The following is a 22,359-nucleotide window of genomic DNA, read 5'->3' on the forward strand; positions in this document are numbered from 1 at the left end:
CCGGTGGGCCACCACGGGCGGGCAGGACTCCGTCGTCACCGCGATCGCGGTGGAGCGACGACGCAAGGAGAGCCCGTGTTCACGCACACCCAGGCCCTGCAGTACGAGGCGAAGCCCGACGGCCCCGACGCCGCGTTCGCCCGCCGGATGCAGGAGATCCTCGGCGGTCAGTGGGGTGAGATGACCGTCGCCACCCAGTACCTGCTGCAGGGCTGGAACTGCCGGCTGCCCGGTAAGTACAAGGACATGCTCCTCTCCATCGGCACCGAGGAGCTGGCCCACGTCGAGATGATCGTGACGATGATCGACCGGCTGCTGGACCACCAGCCGCTCAAGCCGGACGCGGCCGACCGCACCAAGGAGGCGGCCGCCGGCTACGGCGACGTCAACCCGCAGCACGCGATCGTCAACGGTGGCGGCGCCTACTACCGCGACTCCATGGGGCTGCCCTGGAGCGGTGGCTACGTGACCGCCAGCGGCAACCTGATGGCCGACTTCCACTACAACGCCACGGCGGAGATGCAGGGCCGCCTGCAGGTCGCGCGCCTCTACAACATGACCGACGACCCCGGCGTCAAGGACATGCTGCGCTTCCTCATCGCCCGCGACCACATGCACCAGATGCAGTGGCTCGCCGCGATCGAGGAGCTCAAGGAGGACGGGCTCGAGGGCATCCCGGTGCCGGAGGCCTTCCCGCTGGAGGAGGAGCCGGGCGACGCCGGCTACGCCTTCATCGTCGCCTCCGACGGCCCGGAGGCCGCTGCCGGCCGCTGGGCGCACGGGCCGGCCGTCGACGGCCGCGGGCAGATGACCGCCCGGCCGATCGAGGCCAGCGCGGACGCCCCGATCCTGCCCCCGGGCGACCCGCGGCTCTTCCCGACGCCCCAGATGGAGGGCCAGTCGATGCTGCAGAAGGCCAAGGACATGCTCAAGTAGGCCCTGGCCTCCACCCCTGCGCCGTCGCCGTGCCGGCGGCCCACCCTCCCCGGGTGCGGCCGCCGGCCCGGCGGGCCCACCCCACCCGGAGGTCCTGCCGTGCACCTGCACCTGCCCCGCGTGCCCGTCCCCGCAGCCCTGCTCTCGCTGGTCTACCTGGCGGCGGTCATCGTCGCGATCAGCGCGCCCGGGCAGCACGCCCCCGCCGGCCTGGTCGTGCTGACCGGTCTGGTCGCCCGCTGGGTCGTCCGCGCCCGCCGGCCCCAGCGCGCGGCCGCACCGGTCGCGCTCGCCGTCGCGGACACCACCGGCGCGGTCGACGCCGTCCTGCCCGCCGACGCCGTCCCCGCCGCGGCGCCGGCCCACGCCACCTGACCCCACCGCCCTGCCCCCACCGTGTCGCCCCCGCCGCGTCGCCGCCGCCCCCGCCGAACACCGCGGGGGCGGCGTCCGCACGCACGAGGCGCGCGCCCCCCTCGGGACGCGCGCCACGGCTGGCGGCAGGCCCCCTCCCGGGGCCCGCCGCCGAGCGGAGCGAGGTGGTGGGGAGGAGGGGGTCCTCTCTCAGTGCTGGACGGCCTTCTCCGCCCCGATGCCGGTGAGCGCCCGCACCTCGAGCTCGGCCCACTTGGCCTCGTTCGGCTTCTCCTTGGTGAGCACGGTGCCCAGGTAACCGAGGAGGAACGACGCCGGGATGGAGACCAGCCCCGGGTTGCGCAGCGGGAACCAGGCGAAGTCGACGCCGGGGAACATCGACGTCTCGGTGCCCGAGACCACCGGCGAGAAGAGGATCAGCCCGACGCAGATGATCAGCCCGCCGTAGATCGACCACAGCGCGCCCTGGGTGGTGAACCGCCTCCAGAACAGCGTGTAGAGGATCGTCGGCAGGTTCGCCGAGGCGGCCACCGCGAACGCCAGCGCCACCAGGAAGGCGATGTTCAGCCCGGCGCGCAGCGCCAGGATGCCCAGTCCGATGGAGACCGCGCCGATGACGACGGCGGTGATCCGGGCGACCTTGACCTCGCCGTTCGGCGGGACGTCACCCTTCTTGATCACCGAGGCGTAGACGTCGTGCGCGAAGGACGCCGACGCGGTGATGGTCAGACCGGCGACCACCGCGAGGATGGTCGCGAAGGCGACGCCGGCGATGATGCCGAGCAGCACCGTGCCGCCGAGCTCGAAGGCGAGCAGCGGGGCCGCCGCGTTGACCCCACCCGGGGCGGCGACGATGGTCTCCGCGCCCACCATGGCGCCGGCACCGTAGCCGATGACCAGGCTGAACAGGTAGAAGATGCCGATCAGCCAGATCGCCCAGACCACCGAGGTCCGCGCGGCCTTCGCCGTCGGCACGGTGTAGAAGCGCATCAGCACGTGCGGCAGACCGGCGGTGCCGAGCACCAGGGCCAGCGCCAGGCTGATGAAGTCCAGCCGGGTGGTGTCGCTGAGGCCGTACTGCGCGCCCGGGTTGAGCACGCTCTCGGAGCCGGCGCTCTGCACCGCGCCGCCGAGCAGCGACGACAGGTTGAAGCCGTAGTCGGCGAGCACCCACAGCGTCATCACGAGCGCGCCCGCGATGAGCAGGCTGGCCTTGATGATCTGCACCCACGTCGTGCCGCGCATGCCGCCGACGAGGACGTAGAAGATCATGAGGGCGCCGACCACGGTGACGACCAGCGCCTCGGCCACCGGGCCGCTCACGCCGAGCAGCAGCGCGACCAGACCGCCGGCGCCGGCCATCTGGGCGAGCAGGTAGAACAGCGAGACCGCCAGCGTCGAGATGGCGGCCGCGGTGCGCACCGGCCCCTGCCGCATCCGGAAGGCCAGCACGTCGGCCATCGTGAACCGGGCGGTGTTGCGCATCAGCTCCGCGACCAGCAGCAGCGCGACCAGCCACGCCACCAGGAAGCCGATGGAGTAGAGGAAGCCGTCGTAGCCGTAGATGGCGATGGCGCCGGCGATGCCCAGGAACGAGGCCGCCGACAGGTAGTCACCCGCGATGGCCAGGCCGTTCTGCTGACCGGTGATGGTGCGGCCGGCGGCGTAGTAGTCGGCGGCGCTCTTGTTGTTCCGGCTGGCCCGGAAGGTGATCGCCAGGGTCACGACGACGAACGCGCCGAAGATCGAGATGTTGATCGCCGGGTTGCCGATGGTGGCGTCGGCGGCGAGGAGGTCAGGCACGGGTGGCCCCCTGGGTGCGGGTCTGGCCACCGGCACGGACGCCGGGTGCGTAGTCGTGGGCCTCGAGGCGCTCGCGCATCTCGTCGGCGATGGGGTCGGTGCGCTTGTTGGCGTGCGCGACGTAGAGGTGCGTGATCACGAACGTGGTCACGAACTGGCCCAGGCCGAACAGCAGGCCGACGTTCACGTTGCCGAACACCTGGGTGGACATGAAGTCCGAGGCGTACGTCGAGAGCAGGACGTAGAGCAGGTACCAGACGAGGAAGGCCACGGTCATCGGGAAGGCGAAGCTGCGGAAGCGCTTCTTCAGCTCCACGAACTCCGGTGAGTCCTGCGCAGCGCGGTACTCCTCGGGCGTCAGCAGACGCCGTTCCTGTGGATCGGTCACGGGCGAGCTCCTGGGTGTCTGAGCGGGGCGTCGGCATGCGAATGGGCGGTACTGTGAGCCCTGTCACGGTAGGGCTCGCGGCGCCGGGGCAGCACCGGTCGCGCCGCCGCTGCGCCGAGCGGTGAGCAGGAGTCGTCGTACGGCAGGTCCGGCGGGACGAGCGGTCGCTCAGCGCGGCAGGACCCCGCGGTCGAGCTGCACCGCCTCCGGGGTGTGGAGCCGGACCATGGTGCGGGCGGCGTGGCGCGGGACCCGCCGGGGCGTGGCCAGGGACACCGCCACCATGGTCAGGAACGCCAGCGGGACGGTCCAGGCCGCCGGCTGGGCCAGCAGCGCTCCGGGCCACCCCGCCGGGGCCGCGCCGAGCAGGGTGGCCAGCACCGCACCGCCGGCGCACCCACCGCCGACGAGCATCCCGGCGATCGCACCGGCGTCGGTCAGCCGGCGCCACCAGATGCCCAGGACGAGCAGCGGGCAGAAGGTGGAGGCCGCGAAGGCGAAGGCCAGCCCGACCGCCCGGGCGACGCCCACCCCCTCGGCCAGCAGGGCCAGGGCCAGCGGCACCAGGACGGCGACCACGGCACCGGCCTGGAAGGCGCGCACCCCGCCGAGCCGGCGGCCGAGCCCGTCCTGGCTGATGACGCCCGCCACCGCCACGGTCAGCCCGGACGACGTCGACAGGAAAGCCGCGAACGCCCCGGCCGTGGTCAGCGCCGACAGCAGGTCGCCCAGCGTGCCGGCCAGCATCCGGGACGGCAGCTCCAGCACCACCGACTCGGTGTCGCCGCTGGCGATGAGGTCGGGCGCGTAGAGCCGCCCCAGCCCGCCGTAGACCGGTGGCAGGAGGTAGAAGAGGCCCAGCAGCGCCAGCACGAACAGGGTGGTGCGCCGCGCCGCGGCCCCGTCGGGGTTGGTGTAGAAGCGCACGACGACGTGCGGGAGGCCCATCGTGCCGAGGAACGTGGCGACGATGATCGAGTACGTGGTGTAGAGCTGGTGCTCCCCGGCCCCGGCCAGCGGTGACTCCCACGAGTCCCCCGGGGTGCTCCCGGTCGAGGCCGGGGAGACGGCGCCGTCGCCGAGCCAGATGGTCACCATGAACAGCAGCGGGAACAGCAGCGCGGTGAGCTTCAGCCAGTACTGGAAGGCCTGGACGAAGGTGATGCTGCGCATGCCGCCGAAGAGCACGTTCACCAGCACCACCGTCGCGACGAGCACGCCGCCCAGCCAGGCCCCGGTCCCGGTCGTGGCGGCCAGCGCGACGCCGGCCCCCTGGAACTGCGGCATGAGGTAGAGCCAGCCGATCGCCACGACGAGCAGCGCCGACAGCCGGCGCACCCCGCGCGACTCCAGCCGGCTCTCGGCGAAGTCGGGCAGCGTGTAGGCGCCGGAGCGCCGCAACGGCGCGGCGACGAGGACCAGCAGCACGAGGTAGCCCGCCGTCCAGCCGACCGGGTACCACAGCATCTCCGTGCCGAACGCCAGCACCAGGCCGGCGACGCCGAGGAAGGATGCAGCGGAGAGGTACTCCCCGCCGATGGCCGAGGCGTTCAACCCGGGCCGCACGGTGCGGGAGGCCACGAAGAAGTCACTGGTGGTGCGCGAGAACCGCCAGCCGTAGGCACCGACCGCCAGCGTGGCCACCACGACGGCGGTGACCGCGAGGAGGCTGTAGCCCGCAGCGCTCACGACCGGTCGCCCGTCGGCCTGGGGGTCACGATCGGTCGAGCACGTCGGTGAAGGCGCGTTCGTTGCGCTCCGCGGCCCGGACGTAGAGCCAGCCGACCGCGAGCAGGAACGGGTACACCGCGAAGGCCAGCAGCAGCCAGGGGAGCGGCACGGCGAGCACCTCGACGGTGGAGAGCTCGGGCGCGAGCCAGAACAGCAGGGGGATCCCGCCGACCACCAGGACGAGCGTGGCCAGCGCCAGCAGCGCCAGCCGGAGCTGCGAGCGCAGCAGCGAGGACATGTACACCTCGCCCAGGGCTGTCTGGGCGTCGATCTCGCGGGCACCCGGGACCCGCTGCACGCGCGCGGCCCCGGTGCGCGGGCTGGTGATGCGCACGCGGCGGGGCAGGGAGTCCGGCACCGCTCAGCCCCGGCCCGGGGGGGGGGGGGGGGGGGGGGGGGGGGGGGGGGGGGGGGGGGGGGGGGGGGGGGGGGGGGGGGGGGGCGCCCGGCGGCGCCCCCCCCGACCAACCCCCCCCCCCCCCCCCCCCCCCGCCCCCCCCCCCCCCCCCCCCCCGCACCAGGAGGTCGCGCAGTTCCCGGGTGTGCCGCCGGCTCACCACCAGCTCGGTGCCCCCGACGACCACCGTGCACCGCCCGGCGTCCATCCGGACCTCCTCGACGTGCTGGAGCGCCACCAGCAGCGACCGGTGGATCCGGACGAAGCCGGCGTCCTTCCAGCTCTCCTCCAGGGTGGTCAGCGGGACGCGGACCAGGTGGCTGCCCGACGCGGTGTGCAGCCGGGCGTAGTCCCCCTGCGCCTCGACGTAGCCGACGCTGGAGCGCGGGACGAACCGGGTCACACCGCCCAGCTCCACGGCGATGTCGTCGTCCACCGGCAGGGGTCCACCGGACCGCGCGCCGACCACCCGGCGGACCGCCTCGGCCAGCCGGTCGTCGCGGACCGGCTTGAGGACGTAGTCGACGGCGCCCAGCTCGAACGCGTCCACCGCGTGGTCGTCGTGCGCGGTGACGAAGACGACCGGAGGCGGCACCTTGAACCGGGAGAGCACGCGTGCCAGGTCGACGCCGCTGAGCCCGGGCATGCGGATGTCGAGGAAGACGGCGTCGACCGCCCGCTCCTGGAGGAGGCGCAGCGCCTCGGTGGCCGAGTCGCTGGCCAGCACGGTCCCGATCCGCACGTCCCGCTCGAGCAGCCAGCGCAGCTCCTCCAGGGCCGGGCGCTCGTCGTCGACGACCAGGACGGTCAACCGGTCTGCGGTCACGGCACCTCCTCGCCGGCGGTCGTCGGCGCCCCGGCGGACCGTCCGCGTGCGGGACGTCGCGGACCCGATCACGGGTGCACCCCGGGCGCGAACTTGGGGACGCGCACGGTGACCTTGGTCCCCGCGCCGGGCGCGGTCTCGACGACCAGACCGTAGTCGTCACCGAAGGCGGTGCGCAGCCGGGCGTCGACGTTGCCCAGACCCACCGAGTCGACCGAGACGTCGCCGGCCAGGGCCCGCCGCACCTTCTCCGGGTCCTCGCCCACCCCGTCGTCCTCGACCGAGATCAGGCACTCCCCGGCCTGGTCGGCGGCGATGATGGTCACCGTCCCGGCGCCCGGCTTGCGTTCCAGACCGTGCCGCACCGCGTTCTCCACGAGCGGCTGCAGGCACAGGAACGGGACGGCGACCGGCAGCACCTCCTGCGCCACCCGGAGCGTGACCTGGAGCCGGTCACCGAACCGCGCCTTCTCCAGCACCAGGTACCGCTCGATCGACCTGAGCTCCTCGGCCAGGGTCGTGAACTCGCCGTGGTGGCTGAAGGAGTACCGGGTGAAGTCGGCGAACTCCAGCAGGAGCTCCCGCGCCCGCACCGGGTCGGTCCGGACGAAGGAGGCGATCGCGGTCAGCGAGTTGTAGATGAAGTGCGGGCTGATCTGCGCCCGCAGCGCCCGCACCTCGGCCTCCATCAGCCGTGTCCGCGAGGCGTCGAGCTCCGCCAGCTCCAGGTTGCCCGACACCCAGCGCGCGACCTCGGTCGCGGCCCGGACCAGCCCGGCGGAGGCCGACGGGGTGAACGCCTGCAGGGTTCCGACCACCCGGTCCTCCACCACCAGCGGGCTGATCACCACCTGCCGCAGCCCGCACCCGGCGTCCGAGCAGGCGAAGCTGGAACGGTCCCGGACCACCGTGCCGCCCGACTCCAGGACGACGGCGGCGAGGGCTGCCGCATCCCGCTCGTGGTGGGCGAAGCGGCCGTCCCAGGCCAGCGTCGTCACGGTGTCGGTCAGCGCGACGGCGGGCACCCCGAGCAGGTCCCGCAGGTGCCGGATCGCGCGCCCGGCGGAGCCGCTGGTCAGCCCCTCGCGCAGCTCCGGTGCCGTGAGGGAGGCCGAGTGGAGGGTCCGGAACGTCGCCTGCTCCGCCTCCGTGCCCAGGTGCCCGGGGCGCAGCCAGCGCAGCGCTCCGCGCAACACGGTTCCTCCCTCCTGGCAGCCGTCGGGCGGGGCAGGCCGGTGCACCGGGCACCCGCGCCACCGGCCCGCGTGGCATCCCGGGAGATGACGGCCCGGGATGTGGTCGGGGTCACTGTAGAGACCGACCGCCGGTGCGGAGATCGCGGTCGAGCGCAGCCGTAGCCGGATCGCTCCACCGCCGTAACCCGGCGGGCACAGGGGCGGGGTGCAATGGCTCATGGTCGCGATCAGCGCTCTGCCGTCGGGGTGGTTCGCGGTGGCCCGCGCCGCCGACGTCGGGACGACGCCGGTGCCGGTGGGCGCCGGCGGGCGGGCCTGGGTGGTCGTCCGGCTGCGGCCAGGGGGCGAGGTGAGCGCGTTCCCGGCCGCCTGCCCGCACCGGCCCGTCCCGCTCGCGGCCGCCGCGGTCGTCGACGGCCGGCTGGAGTGCCCCCGGCACGGCTGGCGGTTCGACGCCGACGGCCGGTGCGTCGCCACCCCCTCCCTCGGGCCCGCCGGCGTCCCGCCGCCCCGTGCCGACCTGGCGATGCCGTGGGCGGTCGAGGAGCGGCACGGCTGGGTGTGGCTGGCCCCCGACCGCACCGCCCTCCCGCTACCGCCCCGGCCCGTCGAGCCGCCCGCGCCCGAGGACCCGCCGCCCGCCGCCGCGCCCCGGAGCCCGGTCTTCGGCAACCTCGACCCCTCGCTGGACGCGGCCTGGCACCCGGTGGCCCTCACCCCCGAGCTCAGGGACGGCGGCTGGCTGCAGGTCCGGCTGCTCGGCCGGACCTGGACCCTGCGGCGGGACGGGGACGAGCTGCGCGCCGATCCGCCCGCGCACGGGGTCCGCGAGCGGTGGGGGGTGGTCGAGCTCGCCCCGAGCGCGCCGTCCTGCGTCCCGCTGGAGGTGCCGGAGGACGCCGACCGGCGGTTCCTCCACCGGTGGCTGGCACCGCGGCGCACCCCGGCTCCCGCCGCCGTCGTCGCCGACCTGCTGCTCGACGTGGCCCGGCTGCCCTTCGTGCACGGCACGACGACCGGCGCCGCCGACCACCCGGAGGTGCCGCCGTACGAGGTGGTCCGGGAGCCGGGCGGGTTCCGCTCGGTGCAGGAGCAGTGGTGCGACGACCCCCTGGACCCCGAGGTCGCCCTCGGCGGGCGCCCGCTGCGGCAGCGCCGCCGGGTGACCTACGTCCACCGGGCGCCCTTCGCCCTCCGGGTCCGCCGCGACCACCTGGACTCCGGGGCGACCACGACCGTGGTGACCCTGCTGCAGCCCGAGGACGCCGACTCCACCCGCGTGCTCACCCGCTTGCTGCACTCGGCGGGCCCCGGGCAGCCGCTGCCCTCGCGCGCGCTGCTGACCGCCCACGCCGCGGCCGAGCAGCAGGCCCTGGACGCCGACCTGGCGCTGCTGGCCGGCGCGCCGTCCCCCGGGCTCCCGCTGGACCCCCGCGCCGAGCTGCACCTGCCCGCCGACCGGCTGGGCGTGGCGCTGCGGGACGCGCTCTGCGACTTCCGGGCGGCCGGGCGGGCGCGCGCGGCCGCCTGACCGGCTCACCCTGCGGGCAGCTCCTCCCCGCACCGGGGGCAGACCGTGGGTGGGTCCTCGTCGGCCAGCCCGCCGCAGGCCGGGCAGACGCGGCGCAGCCAGCACGCCGGGTCGCCGCCGTCGTCCGTCCCCACCCGGGTCCGGTCGTCGTCGTCGTCCACGGATCCCCCCAATGCGACAACTCTGTTGCGGCCCGCCCACCGAGGGGTGCGGTGACCGGCCGGGGGTAACCCGTCACGGTCGCACGAGAGACCTCCCGGAAGGACCAGGATGACCCGCCGCACGCGCAGGCACCCGCTCGCCGCACTGCTCCTCGCCACCACCCTGCCCCTCGCCGCCTGCGGTGGGGAAGGGGGCGCCGACAGCCCGGGGGTGGACGATCAGGACAACCCGCTCGACGTGCCCGGCGACGAGGTGATCGGCGGCAATCCAGGGCCGGACGAGGCCGCGACCGAGGACATCAAGGTCACCGCGCTGCAGCTGGCCTACCCGGACGACGGCGTGTGGGAGGTGGGCGAGGACGTCCAGCTCTACGCCGCCATCGCGAACACCGGCACCACGGGTGACCAGCTGGTCGAGGTGCGGGGCGATGCCTTCGGCGGCGCCGAGCTGACGCCCCTGGACGGCGCCGCCGGGACGATCGAGGTCCCCGAGGAGGACAACGTCTACCTGGAGCCCGAGGGCCCGCCGACGGTGCTCCTGACCGACCTGTCCACCGAGCTGCGCTCATCGCAGTCGATCCCGGTCACGTTCGTCTTCGAGCAGGCCGGTGAGGTGACGCTGGAGGCCCCGGTGGCCTCCGAGCCCCCCGGCCAGGGCGACTTCGAGGCCCCGGAGGACCCGACCTCGGAGAACTGATCCCCCCGGGGGACGACCCGCGGATCATCCCGAGGGGCGACGAGGCGGGCGACCGCGCTCCCTAGGCTCCTGGGCATGGAACGGTCGCCCGCCGAGCTCCTGGCCCCGTGGCTCCGGGACCGGCCGTTCGTCGTGGACGCCGCGCTGGCCGCGCTCATCGGCCTGGTCACCGTCGTCCTGCCCGCCGGGACGTACTGGTCCAGCCAGGACGCGTCGTTCGTCGTCGGCGTGCTCCTCGTGGCGCCGCTGGCGTGGCGCCGGCGCGCGCCGGTCCCCGCAGCGGCGGTCGTCGTCGCGGCCGGGCTGCTCGAGCTGCTGGTCTCCGACCAGTTCCTGGCGGCCAACTACGCAGCGCTGGTGACGGTCTACTCGCTGGCCGCCTACGCCCCGCGGTGGGCCGGGCAGGCCGGGCTGGCGGTCGGGCTGGTGGGAGCGGTCCTCGCGAGCCTGCGGTACTACTCGACGGACGTCTTCGACGCCGTCGTCCCCGCGGGCTCCATCGGCGTGGCCGTGGTCGCCGCGTGGGCGCTGGGCGACCTCCGGCGGGCGCGGCTGCAGCGGCTGGCCGCCCTCGAGGAGCGGACCCAGCTGCTGGAGCTTGAGCGCGAGCAGGAGATGCGGCTGGCCGCCACCGCCGAGCGGGCCCGCATCGCGCGCGAGATGCACGACGTCGTCGCGCACTCCCTCTCGGTCGTCATCGCGCAGGCCGACGGCGGTCGCTACGCCGGGAAGGCCGACCCGCAGGCGGCCACCGACGCGCTGGAGGCGATCGCCGCCACGGGGCGCCAGGCGCTCACCGACATGCGCGCGCTGCTCGGTGTGCTCCGCGACGGCGGTGGCGAGGAGTACGCCCCGCAGCCCGACGTCGCCGCGATCCACCCCCTGGTCGAGGACGTGCGGGGCAGCGGCCTGGACGTCGACCTCATCGAGGAGGGGACGCCGCAGCCGATGCCGGCCGGCCCCCAGCTGGCCGCGTACCGCATCGTGCAGGAGTCGCTCACGAACGTGCTCAAGCACGCCGGCCCCGCCGGACGCGCCTGGGTGCGGCTGCAGTGGCGGCCCGACGCGCTGGAGCTCTCGGTGCTCGACGACGGCCGCGGCGCCGCGGCCGCGGTCACCGGCTCCGACGGCCTGGGCCAGGGGCTGCGCGGCATGCGGGAGCGCGCCCAGCTGCACGGCGGGCGGCTGGAGGCCGGGCCCCGGCACGGTGGCGGGTTCGGCGTGCACGCCGCCCTGCCCTACCGTTCGCCCCGATGAGCGCGATCCGGGTCCTCCTGGTGGACGACCAGCAGATGGTGCGGGCCGGCTTCCGCATGGTGATCGACTCCCAGTCCGACCTCGCCGTGGTAGGGGAGGCCGGGGACGGCGCGGCAGCCGTCGAGGCGCTGGCCCGCACGCCGGCCGACGTCGTCCTCATGGACGTCCGCATGCCCGGCACCGACGGCATCGAGGGCACCCGGCGGGTCACCGCGCTGCCCGAGCCGCCGCGGGTCGTCGTCCTCACCACCTTCGACCTCGACGAGTACGTCGTGGCCGCGATCGGTGCCGGGGCCAGCGGTTTCCTGCTCAAGGACGCCGCGCCGGAGGAGATGCTCTCCGCGATCCGGACCGTGCACGCCGGCGACTCGGTGATCGCGGCGAGCTCCACCCGCCGGCTGCTGCAGCACGTCGCGCCCATCCTGCGGGGTGGGGCGGCCGTCGCACCGGCCGGCGCCGACGACGGGGCCCTGGCCGAGCTGACCCCGCGGGAGCGCGAGGTGCTGGAGCAGATGGCCTACGGCGCGACCAACAGCGAGATCGCCGCGCACTTCGTCGTCAGCGAGGCCACGGTGAAGACGCACGTCGGGCGGGTGCTGGCCAAGACCGGCTCGCGGGACCGCGTGCAGGCCGTCGTCCTGGCTTACCGCAGCGGGCTGGTCGCCCCCGCGGACCTGCTCCGCAACGCCTGAGCCGGGCCGGCGCCCCCGGGCATAGGAAGCTATACGTGCGGACCGACGGCCCCATCCGCCGGTGAAGCTTCCTATGCCCCGAGGGGGTCCGCGCCGATGCCGGGCCGACGGGGCCGGTACGACCTGGGGATGACCCCGGAGATCGTCCTGCGCTCCGACGCGGGAGGAGGCCCCCGGGCGGCAGCGTGAGCGCCGTCGATGAAGCCCGATCCCGGAGGCATCCCGTGCCCGTCCCCGTCATGACCGTCCCCGGCGAGCAGCCGGCGTCCCTCTCCGGCGCCGCCGTCCGCGCCACCGGCCTGCGCAAGACCTACGGCCGCGGCGAGACCGCCGTCCACGCGCTGGCCGGCGTCGACGTCGCCTTCGCCCGCGGCGGGTTCACCGCGATCATGGGCCCCTCCGGCAGCGGCAAGTCCACGCTGATGCACTGCTTGGCGGGGCTGGACGCCGCCACCGCCGGGCAGGTGTGGCTCGGCGACACCGAGCTCACCAGGCTGCGGGACGACCAGCTCACCGGGCTGCGCCGCCAACGGATCGGCTTCGTCTTCCAGGCGTTCAACCTGCTGCCGGTGCTCCCGGCCCGCGAGAACATCGTGCTGCCGATGCAGCTGGCCGGGCAGCGACCGGACCCGGCGTGGTTCGACGACGTCGTCGCCCGGCTCGGCCTGCGGGAGCGCCTGGGGCACCGCCCGCACGAGCTCTCCGGCGGCCAGCAGCAGCGGGTGGCGATCGCCCGCGCGCTGCTCCCCCGCCCCGACGTCGTCTTCGCCGACGAGCCCACCGGCAACCTCGACTCCCGCAGCGGCGCGGAGGTGCTCGGCCTGCTCCGCTCCAGCGTCAAGGAGACCGGCCAGACCGTCGTCATGGTCACCCACGACCCCTCGGCCGCCGCCTACGCCGACCGCGTGGTGCTGCTGGCCGACGGCCGGCTGGCCGGCGAGCTCACCGACCCGACCGCGGCCTCCGTGCTCGACGCCCTCCGCGGCCTGGGGGCCTGACGTCGTGCGGGCAGTCACCCTGGCGAGCATCCGGGCGCACCTGCCCCGGCTCATCGCCTCCACGCTGGCGATCGTCATCGCCGTCGGCTTCGTCGTCGCCACCCTCGTGCTCAACCAGACGTCCCGCGCCACGGTCCTGGATGCCGTGGGCGCCCCCTACGTCCGCGCCGACGCGGTCGTCACCTCGGACGACGGCTCCGGCGTGGACGACGAGCTGGAGCGCATCGCGGTGCTGGACGGCGTCGCCGCCGTCGACGCCACCTGGGAGAGCGGCGTCCAGGCGCTACTGCCCGGCCGCACGGGGCAGCAGTACCTGCTCGCCGAGTCGGTCGCCGACGCCCCGGCCCTGCGCTGGCAGGTGATGGCGGACGGCGAGCTGCCCGACTCGCCCGGTGAGATCGCCGTGAGCGAGCGCACCGGCGCAGCCGTCGGCGACACGTTCCCGCTGACCTCCTACGCCCCCGACGGCACCGAGCGGAGCTCCTCCGTCACGGTCACCGGCGTCGTGGACCTGGGCGGCGACCCCACCTCCGGCGTCTACGGCCGCGTCTGGGGCACCGCCGAGCAGCTGCGCGCCTGGGGCGCCGTCGACGCGACCGAGGTTCGGGTGGCCGGGGCCGACGGCGTACCGGCCGGTGACGTGGTGCAGCAGGTCGGCGCCGCCCTGGCCGACCGGCAGGTCCTGGTGCGCACCGGCACCGAGCAGGCCGAGGTGGAGGCCGCCCGGCTGACCGGGGACACGATGGCCCTCACCGCGGTGCTGCTGGTCTTCGCCACGGTGGCCGTGCTGGTCGCGGGCCTCGTCATCGCCAACACGTTCGCGGTCCTCCTGGCGCAGCGGACCCGCGAGCTGGCGCTGCTGCGCTGCGTGGGCGCCACCGCCCGCCAGGTGCGCCGCAGCGTGCTGGGCGAGGCCGCCCTGACCGGCCTGGCCGCGTCGGCCGTCGGCGTCCTCGCCGGGATCGGCCTGGCCGCCGGTGTGTCGGCGATCGCCGGGGCCGCCGACTCCCCCGTCCCGCTCTCGGGCCTGTCCGTGCCGCTGGTCGCCATCGTCGCCGGGCTGGCCGTCGGCACGGCCACCACGCTGCTCGCCGCGCTCGCCCCCGCCCGCGGCGCCACGAGGGTCGCGCCCCTGGCCGCGCTCCGGCCGGTCGACCCGGAGCCGCTGCGGTCGCGGGGCGGGGTGCTGCGCCTGGTGCTCGGCCTGCTGCTGCTCGTCCCCGGGGTGCTGCTCATGGGGGTCGGGGTCGCGCTGGCCGACGTCCTGATCGCGCTGCCGGGCGGGGCGCTGAGCTTCCTCGGCGTGGTGCTGCTGGCCCAGCGGGCCGTGCCCCCCGTCGTGGGCGCCGTCGGCCGGCTGGCCGCCCGGCTGGGCGGGGTGCCCGGCCGGCTCGCCGCCGGAAACGCCACCCGCAACCCCCGGCGGACGGCGGCCACGGCGACGGCGCTGCTCATCGGCGTCACCCTGACCACCGCCATGGTCGTCGGGGCGGCGTCGACGCGGGCCACGGCCCAGGCCGGGCTGGCCGCCCAGTACCCCACCGACGTGATCGTCCAGGGCGACGGCACGATGCCCGCGTCGCTGCCGGGCCGCCTCGCCGCGGTCGACGGGGTGGTGGCGGCGTCGTCCCTCACCGCCGCGACGGTGACCGGGCCGGACGGCGAGAAGACCGGCGTCTCCGGGCTGGACGCCGCGACGGCGGCACCGGTGCTGCGCTCGACCGGCGACGTGCCGATCCCGGCGGCCGGCGAGATCGTGCTGCCGTGGTGGGCGGACTCCAGCTGGGGGATCCCGGCAGGCGGTCCGGTGACCTTCACCGCCGGCGACCGGACGGCGACCCTCACCGCGCTGTACGGCGACGTCCAACGCCCCACGCTGCCCGCCGCCGAGCTGGCCCGGCTGGCACCCGAGAGCGCCGTCGACACCGTCTGGCTGCGGCTGGCCGACGACGCCGACCACACGGACGTGATCGACGAGGTCACCGACGTGGCCAGCGCCGCGATGCCGTTCGCCTTCGTCACCGGGCTGGCCAGCGAGCGCGCCGCGATCGACTCGGTGCTGGACGTGCTGCTGCTCGTCGTCACCGGCCTGCTGGGCGTGGCGGTGGTGATCGCCCTGATCGGGGTGGGGAACACGCTGGCCCTGTCCGTGGTCGAGCGGCGGCAGGAGAACGGCCTGCTGCGGGCGCTCGGCCTCACCCGGCGCCAGCTGCGCGGGCTGCTCGCCTGGGAGTCCGCCCTGGTGGCCGGCGTGGCGGCGGTCCTCGGGGTGCTGCTGGGCAGCTTCTACGGGCTGGTCGGCGTCGCGTCGGTGCTCGGGTCCTACGGCGAGCTGGTGCTGAGCATGCCCTGGCTGCAGGTCGGCGCGATCGTGCTCGTCGCGACGGTGGCCGGGCTGCTCGCCTCGGTGCTGCCCGCGCGGCGGGCGGCGCGGACCCCACCGGTGGCCGCCATCGCCGGCTGACCCGCCGGGATCAGGTTCCCCTGATCATCGAGCGTCCTCCCTCAGCGCACACCGTGAGGGAGGACGCTCCACCGTGGGGTCGGGCAGACGTCGCTGGCCTCACAGCCGCCGTCCACGTCCGGCTGGGATGCTCGAACCGTGCCGTCCCGCATCGCTCGCCGCGCCGCCCTCACCGCCGCCCTGCTCGCCGGCCCCGTGGGCTGGGTGGCCACCGCCGCCTGGGGCCTGCCGACCGCGCTCGGTGCGCACCGCCGCCGGCTGCGCCCCGTGGTCGCCGGTTCCCCGCAGTTCTCCGACGGCAAGTTCCAGAACCGGATGCCGACCCCCGCGCTCTCCCCCGCCAACACCCGCGACGGGCTGCTCCGGCAGTGGCACGAGGAGCGGCACGTCGGCCTGCCCGGCGGGCCCATCCCGCTCGCGCACGCCGACCTGCCCGCCGACGCCGGAGATCTCGCCGTCACCTGGTTCGGCCACGCCAGCGCGCTGCTGGAGATCGACGGCCGGCGGGTGCTGCTCGACCCGGTGTGGGGCCACCGCGTCTCGCCGTCGCCGATCATCGGGCCCACGCGGCTGCACGAGCCCCCGGTGCCGCTCGAGGAGCTGCCCCCGGTCGACGCGGTCCTCGTCTCGCACGACCACTACGACCACCTCGACCTGCCCACCGTGCGCGCCCTGCTGCGCACCCAGCGGGCACCCTGGGTCGTGCCGCTCGGCATCGGGGAGCACCTGCGCAAGTGGGGGGTGCCCGAGGAGCGGATCGTCGAGCTGGACTGGGACGGGGAGCACCGCATCGGCGAGCTGTCCCTCACCTGCACCGAGGCGCGGCACTTCTCCGGCCGCTACCTCCACCGCGACACCACCTTGTGGGCGTCCTGGGCGATCGCCGGCCCCCGCCACCGGGTCTTCTTCGGCGGCGACACGGGCTACACCCCCGCGTTCGCCGGCATCGGCGCCCGGCTGGGCCCTTTCGACCTGACCCTGCTGCCGATCGGCGCCTACAACGACGCCTGGCACGCGATCCACATGGACCCGGAGGAGGCGGTGCGCGCCCACGGGGACCTCGGCGGGCGCGTGCTGCTGCCGGTGCACTGGGCCACGTTCAACCTGGCGTTCCACCGCTGGGCCGAGCCGGTGGAGCGGTTGCTGACCGCGGCGGGCGCCCGCGGCGTCGACGTCGTCGTCCCGCAGCCGGGCGAGCGGGTGGACGTGCTCGCCCCACCACCCCTGCGCGACTGGTGGACCGCGGTCGGCTCGGCCGGCGCCGCTGGGCACCCGGAGGACGCCGGCGTCGGCAGCAGCGTCCTGGTCCGCGCGCTCACCCGGCTGGTGTCCCTCCTGCCCGACTAGCCGCCCGCGCGCGTCCGCCGTCCTCCCTCACCGCACTGCGTCCTCCCTCACCGCACACCACGAGGGAGGACGCTCGACGACCAGGTCACCTGGGTCGTGGCCGCCGGCCGCCGGCCGCGGGCCGCGGTTCAGCGCAGCAGCTTCGACATCCGCCGGTCGGCCAGCGGCTTGCCGCCGGTCTGGCAGGTGGGGCAGTACTGCAGCGAGGTGTCGGCGAAGCTGACCTCGCGCACCGTGTCCCCGCAGACCGGGCACGGCAGACCGGTGCGCGCGTGCACCTGCAGGCCCGAGCGCTTCTCGCCCTTCATCGTGGCGGCCCGCTGGCCCACCTGTCGGCCCAGCGCGTCGGTGAGGACGGTGCGCACCGCGTCGAAGAGACGGACCAGTTCGTCGTCGCTCAGCTTGCCGGCCATCTTGAACGGCGAGAGCCGCGCGGCGTGCAGGATCTCGTCGGAGTAGGCGTTGCCGATGCCGGCGACGACCGTCTGGTCGGTCAGCGCGCCCTTGAGCTGCCCCGACCGGCCGGCCATCAGCCGAGCGAAGGCCTCGCGGTCGACCTCCAGCGCATCCGGGCCGAGCCGCGCGACGCCGGGCACCTCCGCGGGCGACCGGACGACGTAGACCGCCAGCCCCTTCCGGGTGCCCTGCTCGGTGAGGTCGAACCCGTTGCCGTCGTCGAGGTGGACGCGCAGCGCCAGCGGCCCCTTCCCGGGCTTCGGCGGGGCGGTGGGGAGGTTCTCCCGCCAGTGCAGCCAGCCCGCCCGGGCGAGGTGGACGACCAGGTGCAGCCCCGAGACGTCCAGGTCGAGGAACTTGCCGTGCCGGGCGGCACCGGTGATCTCGAGGCCGGCGAGCGCGGAGAGCGGCGGGTCGAAGGTCTTGATCGCCTGGACGGCGGCCAGGTCGGCGCGCGCCAGCACGTGGCCGACGGCGTTCTCCCGCAGGAACGCCGCCAGCGCCTCCACCTCGGGCAACTCGGGCACCCGACCATGATCCACCGGATACCGCCGCGGCGCGGCCCCCGATCGATGGACCCGGCCCACCCGGCGGTCCGGCGACGACGGTCTTGCGGGGGTGCGACGACCGCGTGACGGCCGCGACGAGGTGGTGGAGACCCTGTTGCGGCGGCCTCCGGGGGCCCCGCGGGCGAGTAGACCTCCGCTCGGAGGCCCACCCCGCAGGGGGGCGGCCCCGGGGGATGGAGGCCATCGTGAGAAGGATCCGACTCGGCTCACTGGCGGTCCTCGCCGGCGTGGTCGCGCTGCTCGTCGGCGTGGTCGGCCCGGCGTCGGCCGCGGGATCAGCCACCGCGCCGTACTGCGGGCTGGTCTGGGGCTCGCTGCCGGAGGGCAGCCAGGCGACCACGGCCGGCCTGACCGTGACCGACGTCCGCGCCGGCCGGCACACCTGCTTCGACCGCCTCGTCGTCGACCTGCACGGCCCCGCGGCGGCGACCGGGTACTCGGTGCGCTACGTCGACGCGGTGCACCAGGCGGGCACGGGCGACGTCGTCCCGCTGGACGGTGGGGCCGCGCTCGAGGTCGTCGTCCACTCCCCGGCGTACGACGCGGACGGCCGGGCCACGTACCTGCCGCCCAGCCGCGGCGAGGTGGTGGACGTCGACGGCTTCCGGACCCTCGAGCAGGTCGCCTGGGCCGGTTCCTACGAGGGCCGCACCACGCTGGGGGTCGGCACCCGCGCCCGACTGCCGTTCCGCACCTTCACCCTGATCGGCGCGCCCGGTGACGACGCGGTCCGCCTGGTGGTCGACATCGCCCACCGCTGGTGACCGGTCCGGCCCCGAGGGGGCCCGCGCGCGCGGACGGCTCCGGCGCGCGGGCCCCCGTCCGCGGCCCGGGCAGGCGGCGGCCGCCTCAGCCCTGGTGGAGCACCTCCACCACGACGCGGTTCGGGCTCTGCAGCCGGTAGACGCGGAACGGGCGCTCGCCCGCGGCGCCGAGGAACGCCACCGCCTCGCCCTCGAAGACGGTGTCCAGCACGACCTCCTGCACGGCGGCGCCCCCCAGGGGCACCGGGTCGGGCCCCGCGTAGGGGGTGACGCCGGTGTCCCCGGGCAGCCCCACGCCGGTGAGCACCAGCTGGAGGACCGCGTCCCCGGCGACCTCCACCGGGAGCCCGCTCCCCGCCGACCGGGCCACCGGAACGTAGCGGGCGTCCCACCCGGGCAGCCCCGTGCCGCCGACCTCCAGCACCACGCGGTCGAAACCGTCCTGGCGCGCGGTGCGGACGTCGGTCACCGTCACCATGGCCCCGGGTGACGCCACGGCCGTGTCGGGCCGGGTGTCGGCGACGAAGGGCGGCGGCACCGTGGGCACCGGCCGTGCCGTGGTCGTGCCGGGCGGGACGGCGGTGGTGGGCACCGGTGTGGCGGCGGCCGGGGACACCGGGGGCGGGCTGAGGAAGACGGCGTAGTCGGCCGGGAGCAGGGGCGCGTCGGTGAGCGCCCCGGAGGGCAGCGGCGCCTCCACCGGCTCGCCGTCGCTGGTGAGCAGGACCGCCTCGACCCCCGGCAGGCTGGCCGCGGTGAGCACGAGCTGCGCGACGGCGCGACGGTTGGACGACAGCGGTGCGGCCCCGGAGAGGTCGATCGTCGCCGTGGCGCCGTCGATGGCGGCGGTCAGCGAGATCCCCGAGGGGAGGGCCGTGGACAGCCCCTGGGCCCGCTCCTCCTCGGTCGGCCCGGCGGCCAGCGCGGTCAGCAGCTCGCCCAGCCGTTCCTCGGGGGACCCGGTACCGCTGTCCCGCGCGCGGGGGACGAGCGCCCCGTCCGCGCCGACGAGGTAGGCCCAGCCCGCCTCGTCGGCGGGCACGGCGGACGGCACCGCGGTCGGCGGGGACGTCGGCGCGGCCAGCCCGTAGGGGACGTCGCCGGGGGCGATCGTCGACGGGGCGCTCCCGGTGGGCACCCCGCAGGCCGCCGTCCCCACGAGCACGGCGCCCACCGCACCCGCCAGGCGGAGCCGGTTCACGTCCGTGCCGCCGGCAGCGAGAGGACGAAGCGCGCTCCGCCCTGCGGGCTCGGGGCGCACCACGCCGCGCCCCCGTGCTGCCCCGTCGTCTCGGCCACGATGGCCAGCCCCAGCCCGGCCCCGGGCACCGAGCGGCGCGCCGAGCCGGGCGCCCGGGCGAAGCGCTCGAAGATGCGTTCCCGGTCGAGCGGGGCCACCCCCGGGCCGGCGTCGTCCACGGTCACGACCACCGAGCCGTCGCAGCGCTCGACCCCCACGCGCTCGGCTCCCCCGGCGTACCGGTCGGCGTTGTCCAGCAGGTTGCGCACGGCCCGCTCCAGCCGTGACTTGTCGCCGAGCACGGTGGTCTCCGCCTCCGGCCCGGCGTCCAGCAGGCCGACGGGCCGGCCGGTCCGCTCGAGCACCTCCCGCACGAGGGCCGTCATGGACACCGGGACGGCGGCGGGGGCCTGGCCCGCGCCGTCGAACCAGGCCAGCTCCAGCAGGTCGTCCAGGGTCACGCGGAGGCGGGAAACCTCGCCCTCGACCAGGTCCAGCGCCTGCTGCGCCCGCGGGGGCAGCTCCTGGCGTCGCGTGGCGAGCACCTCGACGCTCGTGGTCAGGCTGGTGAGAGGGCTGCGCAGCTCGTGGCTGACGTCGCCGACGAACCGGGCGTCCCGCGAGATCCGGGCGGCCAGGGCGTCGACCATGCTGTTGAAGGCCGCCACGATGCCCACGAGGTCGGGGTCGTCGGTCGGCGGGAGGCGGGTGGAGAGCTCCCCGCCGGCGATCCGGGTGGCGGCACCGGCGACCTGCTCCAGCGGGAGGACGGCGCGCCGGCTGGCCCACATCCCGAACCCGGCACCGGCCAGCGTCGCGACGACCGCACCGGCGCCGAGGACGAGCCCCAGCGTGCGCAGCAGCGCCTCCAGGTCGTCCAGCGGCGCCACCTCGTAGAACTCCACCCCCGCGCTGACGACGGGGACGGCCACCACCAGCCGCGGGCCGTCGGCGGTGTCGACCCGCAGGGCCCCCGCCGCGCCGCCGGCCACCACCTCCCGCAGGGCGGCCGGCACGTCCCGTCCCCCGACCTCCAGGCTCGAGGAGAACCAGTCGTCCCCGCTGCGCACGAGGACCTCGGCGTCGCCGAACGGGACGAGCTCGCCGAGCACCGCCCCGACGTCGGCTCCGGCGGCGGACAGCCGGTTGCGCAGCACCTCGGCGTCGGCGAACGCCTGCTGGGTGAGCGCCTGCTCGCGCTGCTCCACCACGAAGCTGCGGGCCAGCAGCCAGGTCGTCGTCACCAGCACGGCCGAGACCAGCAGCGTGCTGGCGGCGAAACCCACCACGATGCGGCCCCGGAGCCCGCGCCGCCCCGGGCCCCTCCTCACGAGCGGCTCACTGCGGGTCCAGCCGGTAGCCCAGCCCGCGCACGGTGACCACCAGGCGCGGGTTGCCCGGGTCCCGCTCGACCTTGGTCCGCAGCCGCCGCACGTGCACGTCGACGATCCGCTCGTCGCCGAAGAACCCGTGCTCCCACACCCGTTCGAGCAGCGCCTGCCGGCTGAAGACCCGCCCCGGCGCGGCGGCCAGCTCGCAGAGCACGCGGAACTCGGTGAGCGTCAGCGGGACCAGCTGGTCCCCGCGGTAGACGGTGCCGCTGGCCTCCCGCAGGACCAGCGGCGCCGCCGGGTCGTGGTCGAGCACGACGCCCGGCCGGGTGGCGGCGGCCGGGGCGCCCGCGGGCACCAGGGCGGTCCGGCGCCGCAGGGCGCGCAGCCGCGCGGTGATCTCCTTGATCTGGAAGGGCTTGGTCACGTAGTCGTCGGCGCCGGCCTCCAGCGCCTCGACGATGTCCTGCGTGTCCGCGCGGGCGCTGACCACGACGACGGGGAGGTCGTGGGCGTGGCGGACCTCGCGGATGACGGTGAGCCCGTCCACGGCCCCGAGCATCAGGTCGACGATCATCATGTCCGGCGCGGCGATGCCCACCATGCGGACGGCGTCCTCGCCCGAGGCCGCCTCCGCGACGTCGTACCCCTCGTCCTCCAGCGCCCACCGCAGCGCGGTCCGGATGGAGTCGTCGTCCTCGACGATCATGATCCGCAGCGACACGCGGCCATGCTCCCACCGCGCCACGGCGGCCCACGGCCGGCCGGCCACCGTCATCGGATCGCAATGTCGTGACCGGGGAGATCGCAAACTCCGCCCGCCAGGCTTCAGGTGGAGCAGACCCCGACCGCGGAGGAGACCACCGTGCGCCCTGCCGACCGTCATCCGGGTTCCGACGGCGAGGTCGTCCTGCGGCTGACCGAGGAGATGCTCGCCGACGGGGTCGCCGACATCCGGTGGGCCCTGCACGACGCGCTGCTCGCGGGCGCGCGCCGGGTGGTGGTCGACGTCCGGGAGGTGGAGCACCTGTCCAGCCCGGCGGCAGCGAGCCTGCTGTCCGCGCACCGGGCGTGCCGGGCCCGCGGCGGCAGCGTCGTCGTCCGCGGGGCCAACCGGCGGACCCTCGACCTGCTCCGCCGCACCGGTCTGTGGCGGGTGCTGGGGCTGGAGGACCTCGGCCGCACCGCTTGAGGCCGCGC

21 protein-coding genes and 1 pseudogene are annotated in these 22,359 nt (G+C 75.7%); 11 read left to right on the top strand and 11 right to left on the bottom strand.

From position 1 onward, the window contains the following. Positions 1–75 precede the first annotated feature (75 nt). Complete coding sequence (locus tag ACI79W_RS12830; protein WP_456562468.1) at positions 76–936, top strand: manganese catalase family protein; 861 nt, start codon at positions 76–78, stop codon at positions 934–936. A gap of 99 nt (positions 937–1,035) precedes the next feature. Continuing rightward, positions 1,036–1,311 (top strand): hypothetical protein, encoded by a 276-nt coding sequence (locus ACI79W_RS12835; protein ID WP_456562469.1) that lies wholly within the window; start codon positions 1,036–1,038, stop codon positions 1,309–1,311. A 189-nt stretch (positions 1,312–1,500) separates the two neighbouring features. Here the strand turns inward: ACI79W_RS12835 and ACI79W_RS12840 are convergent, their stop codons facing one another. From ACI79W_RS12840 to ACI79W_RS12865, 6 genes and pseudogenes are all read right to left on the bottom strand, one after another. Continuing rightward, on the bottom strand, positions 1,501–3,114 hold the full coding sequence (locus ACI79W_RS12840; RefSeq protein WP_456562470.1) for a solute symporter family protein: 1,614 nt from the start codon (positions 3,112–3,114) through the stop codon (positions 1,501–1,503). Continuing rightward, a complete protein-coding gene (locus ACI79W_RS12845) occupies positions 3,107–3,502 on the bottom strand; it encodes a DUF485 domain-containing protein (protein WP_456562471.1) in 396 nt (131 codons plus the stop codon). The genes ACI79W_RS12840 and ACI79W_RS12845 overlap by 8 nt, the downstream gene beginning before the upstream one ends. A gap of 168 nt (positions 3,503–3,670) precedes the next feature. After that, complete coding sequence (locus ACI79W_RS12850; protein ID WP_456562472.1) at positions 3,671–5,191, bottom strand: sodium/solute symporter; 1,521 nt, start codon at positions 5,189–5,191, stop codon at positions 3,671–3,673. Positions 5,192–5,216: 25 nt separating this feature from the next. Then, the gene (locus ACI79W_RS12855; RefSeq protein WP_456562473.1) at positions 5,217–5,567 is read right to left on the bottom strand and encodes a hypothetical protein; all 351 of its coding nucleotides are present in this window, start codon (positions 5,565–5,567) and stop codon (positions 5,217–5,219) included. A 196-nt stretch (positions 5,568–5,763) separates the two neighbouring features. After that, positions 5,764–6,528 (bottom strand): annotated as a pseudogene (locus tag ACI79W_RS12860) (LytR/AlgR family response regulator transcription factor); the annotation flags it as partial. Beyond that, positions 6,525–7,652, bottom strand: a complete 1,128-nt coding sequence (locus ACI79W_RS12865) for a sensor histidine kinase (RefSeq protein WP_456562474.1) — start codon at positions 7,650–7,652, stop codon at positions 6,525–6,527. The pseudogene ACI79W_RS12860 and the gene ACI79W_RS12865, both read right to left, overlap by 4 nt. Positions 7,653–7,869: 217 nt before the next feature. Between ACI79W_RS12865 and ACI79W_RS12870 the strand changes: the two genes are divergently transcribed. Beyond that, entirely contained in the window at positions 7,870–9,183 is a 1,314-nt protein-coding gene (locus ACI79W_RS12870) for a Rieske 2Fe-2S domain-containing protein (protein WP_456562475.1), read from the top strand. Positions 9,184–9,188: 5 nt separating this feature from the next. Here ACI79W_RS12870 and ACI79W_RS12875 read toward each other — a convergent pair whose 3' ends face one another. Next, the gene (locus tag ACI79W_RS12875) at positions 9,189–9,344 is read right to left on the bottom strand and encodes a hypothetical protein (protein WP_456562476.1); all 156 of its coding nucleotides are present in this window, start codon (positions 9,342–9,344) and stop codon (positions 9,189–9,191) included. Between the two features lie 109 nt (positions 9,345–9,453). Here ACI79W_RS12875 and ACI79W_RS12880 point away from each other — a divergent pair, with 109 nt between their 5' ends. The 6 genes from ACI79W_RS12880 to ACI79W_RS12905 all read left to right on the top strand — a co-directional run bounded on the left by ACI79W_RS12880 (position 9,454) and on the right by ACI79W_RS12905 (position 16,799). After that, positions 9,454–10,041, top strand: a complete 588-nt coding sequence (locus ACI79W_RS12880) for a copper chaperone PCu(A)C (protein ID WP_456562477.1) — start codon at positions 9,454–9,456, stop codon at positions 10,039–10,041. A gap of 75 nt (positions 10,042–10,116) precedes the next feature. After that, entirely contained in the window at positions 10,117–11,298 is a 1,182-nt protein-coding gene (locus ACI79W_RS12885) for a sensor histidine kinase (RefSeq protein ID WP_456562478.1), read from the top strand. Continuing rightward, complete coding sequence (locus ACI79W_RS12890; protein ID WP_456562479.1) at positions 11,295–11,990, top strand: response regulator; 696 nt, start codon at positions 11,295–11,297, stop codon at positions 11,988–11,990. Before ACI79W_RS12885 ends, ACI79W_RS12890 begins: the two co-directional genes overlap by 4 nt. A 224-nt stretch (positions 11,991–12,214) precedes the next feature. Then, positions 12,215–12,988 (top strand): ABC transporter ATP-binding protein, encoded by a 774-nt coding sequence (locus ACI79W_RS12895; RefSeq protein WP_456562480.1) that lies wholly within the window; start codon positions 12,215–12,217, stop codon positions 12,986–12,988. Positions 12,989–12,992: 4 nt separating this feature from the next. Next, complete coding sequence (locus tag ACI79W_RS12900; protein ID WP_456562481.1) at positions 12,993–15,452, top strand: ABC transporter permease; 2,460 nt, start codon at positions 12,993–12,995, stop codon at positions 15,450–15,452. A 138-nt stretch (positions 15,453–15,590) separates the two neighbouring features. Continuing rightward, on the top strand, positions 15,591–16,799 hold the full coding sequence (locus ACI79W_RS12905) for an MBL fold metallo-hydrolase (protein WP_456562482.1): 1,209 nt from the start codon (positions 15,591–15,593) through the stop codon (positions 16,797–16,799). A 128-nt stretch (positions 16,800–16,927) separates the two neighbouring features. Here the strand turns inward: ACI79W_RS12905 and ACI79W_RS12910 are convergent, their stop codons facing one another. Continuing rightward, on the bottom strand, positions 16,928–17,782 hold the full coding sequence (locus ACI79W_RS12910) for an Fpg/Nei family DNA glycosylase (RefSeq protein ID WP_456562483.1): 855 nt from the start codon (positions 17,780–17,782) through the stop codon (positions 16,928–16,930). Between the two features lie 227 nt (positions 17,783–18,009). Between ACI79W_RS12910 and ACI79W_RS12915 the strand changes: the two genes are divergently transcribed. Beyond that, positions 18,010–18,588, top strand: coding sequence for an AMIN-like domain-containing (lipo)protein (locus ACI79W_RS12915; protein WP_456562484.1), 579 nt, complete (start codon positions 18,010–18,012; stop codon positions 18,586–18,588). An 85-nt stretch (positions 18,589–18,673) separates the two neighbouring features. On the opposite strand, the gene ACI79W_RS12920 is transcribed toward ACI79W_RS12915, so the two are convergent. The 3 genes from ACI79W_RS12920 to ACI79W_RS12930 are packed head-to-tail and all read right to left on the bottom strand — an operon-like array spanning position 18,674 to position 21,883. Continuing rightward, complete coding sequence (locus ACI79W_RS12920; RefSeq protein ID WP_456562485.1) at positions 18,674–19,789, bottom strand: AMIN-like domain-containing (lipo)protein; 1,116 nt, start codon at positions 19,787–19,789, stop codon at positions 18,674–18,676. Further along, a complete protein-coding gene (locus tag ACI79W_RS12925) occupies positions 19,786–21,159 on the bottom strand; it encodes a sensor histidine kinase (protein ID WP_456562486.1) in 1,374 nt (457 codons plus the stop codon). Before ACI79W_RS12925 ends, ACI79W_RS12920 begins: the two co-directional genes overlap by 4 nt. Before the next feature lie 7 nt (positions 21,160–21,166). Then, a complete protein-coding gene (locus ACI79W_RS12930) occupies positions 21,167–21,883 on the bottom strand; it encodes a response regulator (RefSeq protein WP_456562487.1) in 717 nt (238 codons plus the stop codon). 141 nt (positions 21,884–22,024) lie between these two features. Between ACI79W_RS12930 and ACI79W_RS12935 the strand changes: the two genes are divergently transcribed. After that, positions 22,025–22,351, top strand: coding sequence for an STAS domain-containing protein (locus ACI79W_RS12935; protein ID WP_456562488.1), 327 nt, complete (start codon positions 22,025–22,027; stop codon positions 22,349–22,351). The last annotated feature ends 8 nt before the right edge of the window (positions 22,352–22,359 follow it).

The sequence above is a fragment of the Blastococcus sp. SYSU DS0533 genome, from assembly GCF_054050775.1.